This is a genomic window from Duganella sp. GW821-FHT07G03 (genome assembly GCF_059418605.1).
Genome location: NZ_JBWKQE010000012.1, coordinates 1 through 13,016, shown reverse-complemented (window position 1 = coordinate 13,016; position 13,016 = coordinate 1). Strand labels below are relative to the sequence as shown.

The following is a 13,016-nucleotide window of genomic DNA, read 5'->3' as shown; positions in this document are numbered from 1 at the left end:
GGTTATTGTTTGGCAAGCGCCGCGAACTGTTGCGTCAAGAATGACGCGGTGGTGTTCATGCTGGCGATCGAGGTGTCGAGTGCCGAGTATTGCGCGCGGTAGCGCGCTTCGATACCGGCCAGGCGGGAGGCGAAGGCGTCCTTCTGCTTGCCGATGTCCTTGACCGTGTTGTTCAGTCCGGTGGTGCGGCCGGTGATCGCGCCCTTGGCGCCCAGATAGCCGGCCGCCAGCGCGTTGAGCTGATAGGCGTAGCCCTGCGAGAAACCGAAGCTGCCGCGCGAGCCTATGGTGTCGCCGGTGATGGTCAGCTTCAGGCCGTCGACCGGTGCGCCGGGCGAACCGGTCAAGGTCTGGCCGCTGCCGGTGGCGGTGTAGCCGCCGATGGTGCCGGCCACGTCCAGGCCATCGACCGACGCGCCGGCGCCGAACACGGTCGAGATATCGGTGCCGGTGGCGCTGGCGATATGAATGTTCGACTTGACGCCATAGCTGGTCGAAGCCAGCTTGAGCTTGCCGTCGTCGCCGACCGTGGCGGCGACCGTGGCGCCGGCGTTGGAAAACGCGCTGACGCCGTTGATCGACGATTGCAGCAACGTGGCCAGCTGGCTGGGGTTGTAGCTGCCGGCCGGCAGAGAAATGGTGGCGGTGTTGGCCAGCGTGGCCGGCGTGGTATCGTTCAGCGTGACGGTCCAGGTGGTGTCGGCATCGATTACGGTTTCGGCCGGCAGCACGGTGGTGCCTTGCAGCGTGCCTTGGGTGGCCAGTTGAGTGATGTTGATCGCGTAGTCGCCGGCCTTGGTGTTGGTGCCGGAACTGGCGAACTTGACATCCGGGTCGGTGCCGCGGCCAACGGCCGCGAACAGGCCGGCGATGTCGTTGAAGTTGCCGGCAATGGCCTTTTGCAGCTTAGCGTTGTCCAGGCTCAGCGTGCCATCCTTCTGGAATGAGATGCCAATTTGCGACAGGTTGGTCAGGCTGGTGCCTTGCAAGCCGGTGATCGAGGTGCCAAGCTGGCGCCGGATCGATGCCTGCAGATTGCGCAGCGTGGTGTCGCCCAGCAGCGGACCGCCGGTCTTGGTCTCGGGATCGTAGGCGCCCAGCTGGGTGATTTGGCTGTTGAGGTCGTTGTATGCCTTGACGAAACCATTGACCGAGCTGGTCAGCGTGCCACTGTCCTTGGCTACCGCCAACGTCGAACTGCCCACCTTGAGCGCATTGACGGTGACGCCGGCGATGGCGCCGGAAATGCTGGTGCTGGAACTGGTGACCGCGATGCCGTTGACGGTGGCCTGCGTGTCGGCCGCCGCCGCCTTCTGGCTCAAGCTTTGTACGCCACCAGGATCGTAGCCCAGCAGGGACACCAGGCCCGGGTCAGGTGGGTTGCCGCCGGACCCAGACAGCGTAATCTTCATGGTTGAACTGGCGCCGGTGGCCGTCGAGGTCAGGATCAGGTGGTTGGGCGTGGCGTTGGCACCGGTGGCGCCGTCCGAGACCAGGCTGGCGGTCACGCCGAAGTTGCCCTTGTTGATCGCGGCCAGGATGCCTTGCAAAGTGTTATTGGAGCTGTCAATCACGATGTTGCCGCTGGTACGACTCGAATCGGCGGTGAAGCTGGCGCCCAGGTAGGCGCCGCCGACGCCGGCCGACAAGCCGGCGCCGGCCGGGTTGGTGCCGCCGATGTTGATCGGGCTGCCGTCGGCCGAGATCAGCGAGATCGAACCGACCGCCGTGGTGCTTGAGCCGATGTTGGCCGTGCCGCTGTTGCCGATGCCGCCGGTGACGGTGCCGCTGACTGCCTCGGCGATGGCGACATTGCTGCCGTCGGCATTGGTAAATTGCAAGGTGCCGGCGGCGGCGGTGCCGGTGACGGTGATATTGACTTCGGCCAGCGCGCGGGTGGCGGCGGTGTTACCGGTCAGCGCGGCGTCGATCGAGGCCGCGCTGACGCCGGCGCCAGCGGCCCCGCCGGCCGCCTGCGCGGCGATTTCGACGCCGCCGACCGATAGCGAATAGGTACCGCCGCCGCTGGTGTCAACATCGCCGAAGCTGGAGGCGCCGCCGGCGCCGAACAGCGTGGCGCTGGTGACGGTGGGGGCGGCCTTGGCCGACACGCCGGTGGTGGTGCTCTTGGCGTTGATGGCGTCGGCCAGCAGGCGCGCGCTGCGGGTGGTGCCGTCGCTGGCGATGACGGTGTTGTTGATGCTCAGCGAGCCCTGCGTCAGGCCTCCGCTCGACAGGCTGGCGCCCAACTGGGTGCCAGCCAGGCCGAAGCTGCCGCCGCTGACGGTGCCGAGCGAGAAATTGATCGTGGTCTTGGCGCCCAGACCGATGGCGGCCGTGGTGCTCTTGTAGCCGCCGGAGGCCAGCGTCTGCGCCTGTGCGATCTGGTTGATGTTGACGCGGTAGCTCCCGGCCTGTGCCGTGCTGCTCGTGGAGGCGGTAAATACCGTGGGATCGCTGGGGGTGCTGGTCAACGACTGAAAGCTGGCGACCGAAGTCAGGCCAGCGAGCGAACTCTGGAAGGTGCCCAGCGCGCCCGACAGATTGCCGAAGGCCGACACCTGCGCCAGGTAGCTGGCCGACTTCTTGTCGAAATCGGCCAGCGGCGCGGACTCGACCGCCATCAGCTTGCTGACGATAGAGTCGACCGGAATGCCAGAGCCGATGCCCGGTGAAGAGATGCCCACGATGTGCTCCTAAGTAAAGCAATAATATAAGACAATATCGGCAGAATCAAACCGGACTTGAGAGGGGGGAACACCTGCCAGTTCAGGCAAAGCTGAAAAAACGGCAGCGCACGCGTTGCACGGCGGCAGATGGCGGGGCGGGGACATGACTCCGTGACGGGCGTGATCCGTGAAATCCGAGGCGGCGGCAGACCTGCGGACAGGATGCCCTAAGGACAGAAAAAGCGGCGCGCGCGAGCGCGGCCGCTTTAGGCGGTTTGCTGGATCAGCAAGCCGGAGGCGCCAGTGTTCGATTCCAGCGATTTGGCGATTTCCAAGGCTTCGGGCGAGGGAATCTGGCGCAACACTTCCTTGGTGGTCTGATCGATGACCTTGACCACGGTGCGCTTGGTGTCGCTGTCGACCGAGAATTCTAGCCCCTGCGACTTGGCCTGCGCCGACTTGTTCAGCTGCGACACGGCGTGGTTGACCTGGTCCAGCGTGGGCACGTTGGCCGGGCCTTTGACTGCGGCCGCGGTTTCCACCTCGGTGGCCGGTGCGCGCACGGCTGCTTGCGCGGCGGTATCGCCGCCGGCGGCAGCGGCCGGGCGGTCTACGGGGCGGGCCTGCGAGGCCGAGCCGATGGTATCGATAGTCATGATGCTTCCTTTGTGAAAAATCCCCGGTTGAATAAATCAACCGGGGAACCTGTTCAGAGCGACCTTACCGCGTCAACCCTGCCCCGGATTTTAGCCACGCAGCAGGGACAACACGCCGTTCGGCAGCGAGTTGGCCTGGGCCAGGATGGCGGTACCGGCTTGTTGCAGGATCTGGCCGCGGGTCAGGTTGGCCGTTTCCGACGCGAAGTCGGTATCTTGAATCCGGCTACGCGAAGCGGACAAGTTCTCCGTCGTCGTGTTCAGGTTCGAGATGGTCGAGGCGAAACGGTTCTGGATCGCACCCAGCGCGGCGCGGTTGCTGTTGACCTGGTTCAGTGCCGAGTCGATGGTCAGCAGGGCGGCGTTGGAGCCGGCCACGGAGCTGACGTCAATCTTGGAGATCGATTGCAGGTTTGAACCGGACGTGACGTTGACGATGTCGGTACCGGTGTCGGATGCCAGCGTGAAACCGCTATCCGACGAGAAGCTCAGGCTGCCGCCGACGGTGACCTGGGTAGCGGCGCCGCCGGCGGCGGCACCGGTTGGGATTGCCACGACGTTGCCCGGAACGGCGGCAGTCGCACCGCTGGCTGGCTTGTCTGCGCCACGCAGTGCCGATCCCGCCAGGGAGTCAACCCCTGCGCCGCTGACCACGTTGGTGTTCGTGAGCTGGATGTCCGCACCGGATGCATTGGTCAGTTTGACTTCCTTGAAGCCGCTGGTGGCGTTGGTCTGGATCGAGGCGCTGATGCCGGTGGTGCCGACTTGCGCATTGATCGCCTGAGCCAGCCCCGACAGGTCGCCGCCCTTGACCTGGGCCGAAATGGTCACTGCGGTCGAGTTGGCGTCGTTTTCCACCGAGTTGTCGCCGCGCAGTTGGAACTGGACCGAACCGTCTGGGATGACGGCGTTGCCGGCTGCGCCGCCGGCGATGGTGGCGGTGGTGACGGCGGTTGCCTTGACGCCACTCGAATTGCTCAGCGCGTTGACGCCGGCGGCGATTTTCTTGGCGCTATCCCCTGCGCCGACGTTGACGTTGGTGGTGGTGCCGGTGCCGGAAGTGAAGGTCAGCTTCTGGGCCGTGATCTGGTTGGCGGCACCGGCGATCGACGAAGCGCTGTTGGCGGCGGTGCCGTCGACCAGCGAGTCCAGCGTGTTGTTGCCGATATCGGTGGCCTTGGCCGACTGGATGCCCACATTGATGGTCTGGTTGGCGTTGGCGCCGACCTGGAACTGCGACGCGGTCAGCGAGCCGTCGAGCACGTTCTGGCCGTTGAACTGGGTGGTGTTGGCCACGCGGTCCAGCTCGCTCGACAGGGCCGATACCTCGCCTTGGATCGACTTGCGGTCGGAATCGGAGTTGGTGCCGTTGGCGGACTGGACTGCCAGTTCGCGGATACGCTGCAGCAGATCGCCTGCGGTGCTCAAGCCACCCTCAGCCGTTTGAGCCAGCGAGATGCCGTCGTTGGCGTTACGTGCTGCCTGGGTATTGCCGCGAATTTGCGAGGTGAAGCGCTCGGAAATCGCCAGGCCGGCGGCGTCGTCTTTTGCGCTGTTGATGCGCAAACCGGAAGACAGGCGTTGCAGGGAAGTCGACAGCGAGGCTTGCGACGTGGTCAGGTTACGTTGCGAATTCAGCGATGCAATATTTGTGTTAATGACTTGTGCCATGATGTTTCTCCAGACTGATACTTCGATTCGGCAATATGCTCAGTTCCCATTGGTCTGCCTCCACGTTCCGAGACATTCAAACCGCTGTTGTTACTGGTAACGGTTGCCCAGTGGGAAAATTGAGGGCAGGAAAGGAGGGATTTTTTCTCTGGCTGGCCTAAAGTTCAACACCCATGCCCGTTTAAACGACAGCAATGGCGGAATCTTTAGGGCAAAAATAATTATTTTTCACCCTTGTTTTTGGGCAAAAAAAAGCCCGGCGGGCGCCGGGCTGGGGTGGAATCGATCAAACTGCGGCTTATTCGGCCACCACCACCCGGTTCTTGCCGGTCTGCTTGGCGGTGTACATGGCCTTGTCGGCGCGCTTGACCAGTTCGGTCTGTTCCTCGTTGGGACGGCGCAGCGCCACCCCGGCCGAGAAGGTGATCAGCACTTTCTCGTTATCGTGCAGGAAGAAGTGCTTGGTCAGCTCGCGCTGCAGCCGGGTCATGGTGCTGGCCGCCGCCTCGACCGAGGTTTCCGGCATCAGGATCAGGAATTCCTCGCCGCCGAAGCGGGCGATCACGTCCATCGAGCGCAGGGTGTCCTTGACGATCTTGACCAGGTGCTTCAGGGCGGCGTCGCCGGCGATGTGGCCGTAGGTGTCGTTGAGCTTCTTGAAGTCGTCGAGGTCGAGGATGGCGATGCACAGCGGCGTGCCGCGGCGGTCGGCGCGCGCGGTCTCGCGCTCGAACACGTCGTCCAGGCCGCGGCGGTTGAGGCTGCCGGTCAGCTGGTCTTCGCGCACCAGTTCGCTCAAATGCTGCAGCTTGGCTTCCAGCGCGTGGATGCGGTTCTCGGCGTCCTGCACTTCCTGGCGCGCCAGCACCATCTTGTCGCGCGCCTTCAGCGCCTCGCTCTGCACCAGCCGGGTTTCCTTGAGCACTTCGTCGAGGATGTTGTTGAGCTCGGCGATATTGTCGGCCTTGCTGATCTTTTCCGAATAGCCGCCGATCTTCTCGTGGAAGTCGCCGGTCGAGGCCGCCACTTGGCCGAGGCGGTCGATAAAGGTCATCATCATGTTCTTGACGGTGAGCTTGACGTCCGACAGGCTGTGCTTGAGCTGGCCCTGCTTGTAGATCACTTCCTTCAGGCTGCGCGTGGCTTCCTCCAGCGCGCGCACGTCGATCGGGCCGGTGATCAGGTTCTGCACCGATTCGATCTGGCCGCGCAGCCAGCTGTCGTCGTCGAGCAGCTCGCTGACGTTTTCCAGCAGCAGCTTGAACAGGCGCAGCAGCAATTCCTGCTGCTCGCCGCTGTCGCCGCCGCGCAACTCGATCTGGTAGCACAGCTGCTTGAGCCGCAGGGCGATCTCGGCCAGCGCCTCCTCGCTGTGGGCCAGCTTGGTGGCCGCGCCCAGCGATTCGGCCTCGGCCACCAGCACCGGCGCGCCCGACAGCAGCGACGCCACGGCAAAGGTCAGGGTGCGGCTCAGCAGGTCGCGCAGGGTGCGGCTTTGTTCGTCCTCGGGCAGCAGGCCGGCCACTTCGATGCCGCCTTTCTTGCCGACGAAGTGTTTTTCCACCAGTTGCGACAGCGCCTTGGCATAGCCCTCCCAGTCGCGCGACTTGACGGCGCGGTTGAAGCGGCGGCCGAAGTCGGCCAGGTCGCCGGTGTTTTCGGTCAGGCGGGTGGCGAACTGGCTGAGCACCGATTCCGGGCCGGGATCGGCCGCGCCTATCGGGGCTGCCGGCGCGGCGGCGACGCCGGCGATTTCATTGTAGATGTCGCGGTAAGCTTCCGGCGTTGGCGCGATGCGGCGCACGGCCAGGCGCTTGAAGGCCTCGCGCGCGATCTCGGCCGGATTCTGCTCGGGAGTGGATGGTTTGCTGGACATCAGATACGGCCTCGTAAAGGTTTGTTCATTAAACCATAATAAGTCCGGGCGCCGATCGGCATAGCTTGAATAAAAGGCCGGAAGGCATCTTTCATTAGGGCATCAAGCGTAGGCAAAGCGGCAAGCGCGCGGCGGGCGCCTAGCGAATCGCTATTCTATCAGCTGGTTTTTGATGGCGTAATGGGTCAGTTCCGCGCTGTTTTTCAGCTTCATCTTGACCAGCAGCCGGGCCCGGTACTCGCTGACCGTCTTGACCGACAGCGACAGTTCCTTGGCGATCATGCCCACCGTCTTGCCGGAGGCGATCATGGTCAGGGTCTGGTATTCGCGGTCGGACAGGCTGTCGTGCGGCGGCGCCTCGTGGTCCTCGCCGACGTGGTTGGCCAGTTCCTGCGCCAGCGCCGGGCTGATGTACTTGAGCCCGCCTGCGACCTGGCGGATCGCCGTCACCAGCTCGCGCGGCGCGCTCTGCTTGGTCAGGTAGCCGGCCGCGCCGGCCTTGAGCGAGCGGATCGCGTACTGGTCCTCGCGGTGCATGGACAGCATCAGCACCGCCAGCTCCGGCTTTTCCTTCTTGATCTGCTTGAGCACCTCGATGCCGCTGCGGTCGGGCATCGAAATGTCGAGCAGCATGACCTGGCAGTCGGACTTGCGGAACAGCTTGATGGCGTCCAGGCCGTTTTCCGCCTCGCCGGCGACGACGATGTCGCGCGTCTCGGCCAGGATTTGTTTCAAGCCTTCCCGCACGATGGCGTGGTCGTCGGCGATGAAGACCTTGATGATGGCTTTTTCTGACATGCGGGTCTCTGTTTCCTCTTTTTACTATTTTTTACTTTATTTGCTATTTCACAGCAGAAATGTTTTCACCCGCTATTGTAGCGCCGGCGGCGGCCGCGATGAGGGTCGCGCGCTCGGTTTCGCGCTTAATTTTGATCGCCACCACGGTGCCGCCGCCGGCCGCGTGGCTCAGCGCCAACGTGCCGCCCAGCGCGCGCGCCCGTTCGGCCATGCCGCGCAGGCCGAACGAGGCCGGTTTGGCGCGGTCGGCCTGGCGGATGCCGCTGCCGTTGTCGCTGATTTTCAGGCTGATGTGGTGCCGCAGCCGCGCCAGCTTGACGCTGACGCGGGTGGCGCCGGCGTGCTTGGCGATATTGGTCAGCGCCTCCTGGGCGATGCGGAACAGGGCGGTGGCCTGGTCGTTGTCGAGATCGATCTCGCGCTGGTTGGCGTTGAAGCTGCAGGCGATGCCGGTCTGTTTTTCGAATTCCTTGACCTGCCATTCCAGCGCCGCCGCCAGGCCCAGGTCCAGCAGCGCCGGGCGCAGGTCCAGCGAAATGCGGTGCACGGCGTCGATGGTGCGGTCGACCAGGGCGTCGACGTAGTCGGTTTTTTCGCGCAGCGCCGGGTAGTCGCCCAGCTCGTGCAGGCGGGCCGCCAGCATGGCGACCGCCATCTTGATCGCCGTCAGGTTGCCGCCCAGCTCGTCGTGGATCTCGCGCGCGATGCGGCTGCGCTCCTGTTCCTTGACCCGTTCGGCGTGCGCGCTGAGCTCGGCCAGGCGGGCGCGCGAGTGGCGCACTTCCAGCTGTTCCTGCTTGCTCTCGCTGATATTGGTCATGATGCCGTCCCAGCGCACCGCGCCGTCGGCCAGCGCGTGCGGCGTGCAGCGCAGGTTGATCCACTTGACGTCCTTCCAGGCGTCGACCCAGATGCGGCCCTCCCAGTTCCAGCTCCACAGCGCGGCCGCCGAGGCTTGCATGGCGTCGACGTAGGACTTGCGGTCGTCGGACAGGATCAGTTCGAGGAAGCGGGCGGGGTGCGCGCGCAGTTCGGCCGCCGGCAGGCCCAGCAGCGCCTGGCAGCCGTCGCTCAGGTAGGGGAAGGAGACGCTGCCGTCGGCGTGCAGCACGAACTGGTAGACCAGGCCGGGCGTGTTGGAGACGATGGCGTCGAAGCGGGCGCGCACCTGTTCCAGTTCGTCGGCCAGGGCCGTGCTGTCGGGGTGGGGGAGGGAGGCTGCGCTCATGGTAATCGTATAAATCGTATAAAGGGTTAGCGGGCGCGCCAGCGGGCGCGGAAGCGCCGCAGCAGGCGGCGGAAGCGCGCCATCCAGCCGCGCGGCGACGGCACGGCGTGCTGGCGCCAGTGGCGCCAGCGTTTGGCCAGCGCGCTCAGCTGGCGCCAGGCGCGGGTGGCGCGCAGCCGTTCGACCCAGCGCTCCTTCAGCGCCAGGAAGCAGTGCAGCAGCCGGGCGAACCAGACGATGGTCATCAGCACTGGCCGCGTCAGCAGGAAGATGCGCGCCACCGCCGCCGCGCCGATGAGCTTGGCCAGCACGATGACGAGCAGGCCCAGCAGCGCGTGGCCGTGCGCCATCGCCCACAGCGCCAGCAGCTTGACCGGGAACAGCAGCATGGCCGGCAGCACGAACAGCGCCAGCGCCGCGTGCGGGCCCAGCGTGCAGATCCAGGCCTCCAGCCGGTGCAGCGGCGGCCAGGAAGACAGGCGGCGCAGCACGCGCATGCCGACGTCCCACAGCCAGTCTTCCAGCAGCAACAGCAGGGCCGCCAGGTAGACCAGCGGGGCAAACAGCGAGCGGAAAAAGCGGTGGAAGGGTTTCATCGTCTCAGCGTTGTTCTGTGGGCATCATCATACGTGAAGCTTCGCGCTCGCGGGGAAGTGGTCACCCACGAGAAATTAAGTTCCAAATAACTAATTTAAGCAATGTTTCCATGGTAATATTTAATTAGTTTCTCATTGGAAATTATTTTTTGCCAAATACATTTAGGAGTTCGCATGAAGACATTGAGCTACACCCGTTGTGCCGGCGCCATACTGGGTTTGACGATTGCGGCATGGGCCTCGGCCATGCCAGCGCCCATTATTTCCTATCTACAACCGCTGGGCGCTGCTGCCGGGAACCTTTCTGCGGTCACCATCAGTCCGGATGGCCGGTATCTGGCATTTCGGCAGGACAATCCGACCGGTACGACCAGCGATATCTATATTTATGACCGAACTACCGGTGCGACGATTCAGGCTAACCAGAAGATTGGCGGCGGCGCTCCCGTGAACGCCAAGTGCGACTTGCCGGTCCTGAGCAATGAAGCCTTGTACGCGGTGTTTGTTTGTAACGGGTTGCAGATGGGCGTACCTGGTAGCGAGTTGAAATATGCCGGGCAATCGTATTTGGTGTATGACCGTCTGAAAAACAAAACCGAGCTGGTAGCGCAAGGCTCCGTCAACGCCATCATAGACCTGAGCAATCCGATCGGCCTCAGTCTGGACGGGAAATATGCGGCTTTCCGCACCCGGAAAGTTCTCGCTAACGGCAATGGCTCGTACACGCTCACGATCAGGAATATGGTGAATAAAGCGGATCAGGTAACCGCCGCGACATCAACCTATGTCGGCCAGCAGCTGGTACCGCTGAGCGTCAGCCAGGATGGTCGCTACGTGTCTTATTCGGGCAGGGCCACGCCTTACAGTGTCTTTAATGACTTGGCGGTGTTCGACAAGGTCACAGGTGTGACCGAAGTGGTCAACGTGAGCCCGACTGGGGTGCACAGCAATGGCAGCGAGGCCGAAGTTGCGATGAGCGCTGATGCTAATTTTGTCGCATTTGGTTCGGGTGCGACTAATCTGGTCACCAGTCAAGGAGGGGCCACCCGCGGCGTTTTTTTGCGGGACCGCAGCACCGGAAAACTTGAACTGATCAGCGGAACTGCGGTGGCGACGTTCGGCGGCGTATCGTTAAGCGCCAATGGCCGGTATGTATCCTACTTTGGCAGCGGTAACTTGTACGTCTACGACCGCCTGACTAAAAAAATTCGTAGCGCCGCCGCACCGTATAGCGCGGCGATGCGGGTTAGCGCAGATAACCGCTATGTGGTCTCTCAGGTCAACCAGATGCCTAGCGGACCCGGGCGCGGCATCATGCTGATCGACTTCGGCGCGCGGCCCGGTCTGAATCTCTCCGCCAGCGCTTTGTCCTTGACGGAAGGCGGCATTGCCGGCACCTATACCGCGGTGCTTGCGCAGGCACCGGATGCCGACGTCAACGTAGCGCTGTCGGCTGATACGCAATTGACCCTGGCGCGTCCACAACTGACCTTTACGCCGGACAACTGGAACCAGCCGCAAGTCGTCAGTGTGCAAGCGCCGAACGACGGGATTGCACAAGGTCTGCATAGCGGCGCCGTGACCAACACGGTGAGCAGCAGCGATGTCGAATACACCGTCATCAAGCCGGTCAAGGTAACAGTCGCCATCAACGACGCGGTTATTCCGACCATCGTGGCGCCGGCGCCGGTCTGGAGTCAGCCCGAGCTGCCGCTGACGGGCACGGCGGCGCCTGGCGCCACGGTCATGCTGACGGCAACCAACCAAAGCACCGGCTGGCTGACTTCGGTGAGCACGGTCGCCGATACGCAAGGAAATTGGAGTTATGTTCTGACGGACCTGACCACCGGCATGATCGAATTCGACGTGCAGGCCGATGGCATACATGGTGTGCCGCAGACCATCACCGTCGCGCTGAAGCTGTAGCTGAACGCACTGTCGGCGGATTTATGGGCGAGGGCTAAGCACCCCGTCCACCGCCGAAGCCGTTACAATAGCCCGCATGAACAAAGCATTTGTCAAAGAGTCGGACCAGGACGACGACGAGGAAGCCGCGGCGCTCGCGCTGGCGATCCCGGCCGGGTCGAAGAACTATATCCGTCCCGAAGGTTATCAGCGCATCAAGGAGGAGCTGTTGCAGCTGATCGACGTCGACCGGCCGGAGGTGGTGCGCATCGTGCACTGGGCCGCGTCCAACGGCGACCGCTCGGAAAACGGCGATTATATCTACGGCAAGCGGCGGCTGCGCGAGATCGACCGCCGCATCCGCTTCCTGACCAAGCGCATGGATTCGGCCGCCATCGTCGACCCCAGCGTGCACCACGGCAGCGACCAGGTGTTCTTCGGCGCCACGGTCACCTATTGCAACCAGCTGGATGAAACGCGCACCATCACCATCGTCGGCATCGACGAGCTCGATCCGCTGAACGGCAAGATCAGCTGGGTGGCGCCGGTGGCGCGCGCGCTGACCAAGGCGCGCGAAGGCGACGTCATCACCTTCCAGGCGCCGCACGGCGTGGAGGAGCTGGAAATCCTCGAGGTGACGTATCCGGCCCCGGCTGCCGATTAGCCTACGCCGCTGGGCTTGCTTGCTGGCGCTGCTGTGCTGGCAGACGCAGGCGGCGGCGCTGGATCGCTACGTCATCGACCTGAACTCCAGCAAATCCGATTATAACGACAGTCACATCCAGCGTCTGCTGACGGCGGCACTGGAGGCTTCGCGCGCCAAGTACGGCGCTTACGAGTTGAAGATCTCGACGCTGCGCGTGCAGCGCGACCGGTTGATGCTGGAGATGATCAGCGGGCGCGACGTCAACCTGAGCGCGCAGGTGACATCGCTGGAATGGGAGCGGAAGCTGATCCCGGTGCGGATACCGGTGGACAAGGGGCTGTCGGGCTACCGCATCGCATTGATCGACGGCCGCGACCAGGCGGAGTTCTCGAAGGTGCGCACGCTGGCGCAGCTCAAGGCCAAGAGCCTGGGGGCGGGGCGGCAGTGGAGTTCGACGGCGGTGTTGTTGCAGTCCGGCTTCACGGTGCAGACCGGCGCGACCACGTCGGGCCTGCACCGCATGCTGGCGGCGCACCGCTTCCAGTACTTCCCGCGCTCGATAGACGAGGCGCTGTTCGAGCGCGAAGAATATGCGGCGACGTTCCCGCAGCTGGCGGTCGAGCGTAGTCTGGCGATCTACGTGCCGTTGCCGCGCTACTTCTTTGTCGGCGGGCCGCCGAGGCTGGCGCAGCGCTTGGAGTATGGCCTGCAGCAGCTGATCGCGGACGGCCGCTTCGACCAGATCTTCCATCAGTTTTACGACGGCCTGATCGAGAAAGCGGGGCTGCGTTCGCGCCGCATCTTCAGGCTGGACAATCCATTGCTGTCGCCGCAAACGCCGTTGGCCAACAGCGCCTATTGGTACGATCCGTTCAAATAACACGGGGGTCAAGTCCTGAACCTTCCCCTCAAATTTCTTGTAAACATTTGAGGAAGCTGTTAACTTTCTATCTTAAAAACGGCGCATGCAT

The 13,016-nt window shown here is 63.5% G+C and carries 10 protein-coding genes; 3 read left to right on the top strand and 7 right to left on the bottom strand.

Features of this window, described 5'->3' with window-relative positions:
- Positions 1 to 2: 2 nt before the first annotated feature.
- The 7 genes from fliD to AC07OK_RS16485 form a co-directional block, all read right to left on the bottom strand.
- Entirely contained in the window at positions 3 to 2,687 is a 2,685-nt protein-coding gene (gene fliD, locus AC07OK_RS16515) for a flagellar filament capping protein FliD (RefSeq protein WP_494691340.1), read from the bottom strand.
- Between the two features lie 248 nt (positions 2,688 to 2,935).
- Complete coding sequence (locus tag AC07OK_RS16510; protein WP_494691339.1) at positions 2,936 to 3,325, bottom strand: flagellar protein FlaG; 390 nt, start codon at positions 3,323 to 3,325, stop codon at positions 2,936 to 2,938.
- Between the two features lie 90 nt (positions 3,326 to 3,415).
- Positions 3,416 to 4,996, bottom strand: a complete 1,581-nt coding sequence (locus AC07OK_RS16505; protein ID WP_494691338.1) for a flagellin N-terminal helical domain-containing protein — start codon at positions 4,994 to 4,996, stop codon at positions 3,416 to 3,418.
- 298 nt (positions 4,997 to 5,294) lie between these two features.
- Complete coding sequence (locus tag AC07OK_RS16500) at positions 5,295 to 6,872, bottom strand: GGDEF domain-containing protein (RefSeq protein WP_494691337.1); 1,578 nt, start codon at positions 6,870 to 6,872, stop codon at positions 5,295 to 5,297.
- Positions 6,873 to 7,022: 150 nt separating this feature from the next.
- Positions 7,023 to 7,670 (bottom strand): response regulator, encoded by a 648-nt coding sequence (locus AC07OK_RS16495; protein WP_008451315.1) that lies wholly within the window; start codon positions 7,668 to 7,670, stop codon positions 7,023 to 7,025.
- 43 nt (positions 7,671 to 7,713) lie between these two features.
- Positions 7,714 to 8,898 (bottom strand): sensor histidine kinase, encoded by a 1,185-nt coding sequence (locus tag AC07OK_RS16490; protein WP_494691336.1) that lies wholly within the window; start codon positions 8,896 to 8,898, stop codon positions 7,714 to 7,716.
- 26 nt (positions 8,899 to 8,924) lie between these two features.
- Complete coding sequence (locus tag AC07OK_RS16485; protein ID WP_494691335.1) at positions 8,925 to 9,494, bottom strand: hypothetical protein; 570 nt, start codon at positions 9,492 to 9,494, stop codon at positions 8,925 to 8,927.
- A 174-nt stretch (positions 9,495 to 9,668) separates the two neighbouring features.
- On the opposite strand from AC07OK_RS16485, the gene AC07OK_RS16480 reads away from it, so the two are divergent.
- From AC07OK_RS16480 to AC07OK_RS16470, 3 genes are all read left to right on the top strand, one after another.
- Entirely contained in the window at positions 9,669 to 11,420 is a 1,752-nt protein-coding gene (locus tag AC07OK_RS16480) for a lactonase family protein (protein ID WP_494691334.1), read from the top strand.
- A gap of 76 nt (positions 11,421 to 11,496) precedes the next feature.
- Entirely contained in the window at positions 11,497 to 12,063 is a 567-nt protein-coding gene (gene greB / locus AC07OK_RS16475) for a transcription elongation factor GreB (protein ID WP_494691333.1), read from the top strand.
- 19 nt (positions 12,064 to 12,082) lie between these two features.
- Positions 12,083 to 12,925, top strand: a complete 843-nt coding sequence (locus AC07OK_RS16470) for a hypothetical protein (protein ID WP_494691332.1) — start codon at positions 12,083 to 12,085, stop codon at positions 12,923 to 12,925.
- Positions 12,926 to 13,016: the final 91 nt, after the last annotated feature.

Excerpts from the sequence above, each read along its gene's own strand:
- AC07OK_RS16495 (WP_008451315.1), bottom strand. The coding sequence starts at position 7,670 with ATGTCAGAAAAAGCCATCATCAAGGTCTTCATCGCCGACGACCACGCC.
- AC07OK_RS16505 (WP_494691338.1), bottom strand. The coding sequence starts at position 4,996 with ATGGCACAAGTCATTAACACAAATATTGCATCGCTGAATTCGCAACGT.
- AC07OK_RS16490 (WP_494691336.1), bottom strand. The coding sequence starts at position 8,898 with ATGAGCGCAGCCTCCCTCCCCCACCCCGACAGCACGGCCCTGGCCGAC.
- AC07OK_RS16485 (WP_494691335.1), bottom strand. The coding sequence starts at position 9,494 with ATGAAACCCTTCCACCGCTTTTTCCGCTCGCTGTTTGCCCCGCTGGTC.
- AC07OK_RS16480 (WP_494691334.1), top strand. The coding sequence starts at position 9,669 with ATGAAGACATTGAGCTACACCCGTTGTGCCGGCGCCATACTGGGTTTG.
- greB (WP_494691333.1), top strand. The coding sequence starts at position 11,497 with ATGAACAAAGCATTTGTCAAAGAGTCGGACCAGGACGACGACGAGGAA.
- AC07OK_RS16500 (WP_494691337.1), bottom strand. The coding sequence starts at position 6,872 with ATGTCCAGCAAACCATCCACTCCCGAGCAGAATCCGGCCGAGATCGCG.
- AC07OK_RS16510 (WP_494691339.1), bottom strand. The coding sequence starts at position 3,325 with ATGACTATCGATACCATCGGCTCGGCCTCGCAGGCCCGCCCCGTAGAC.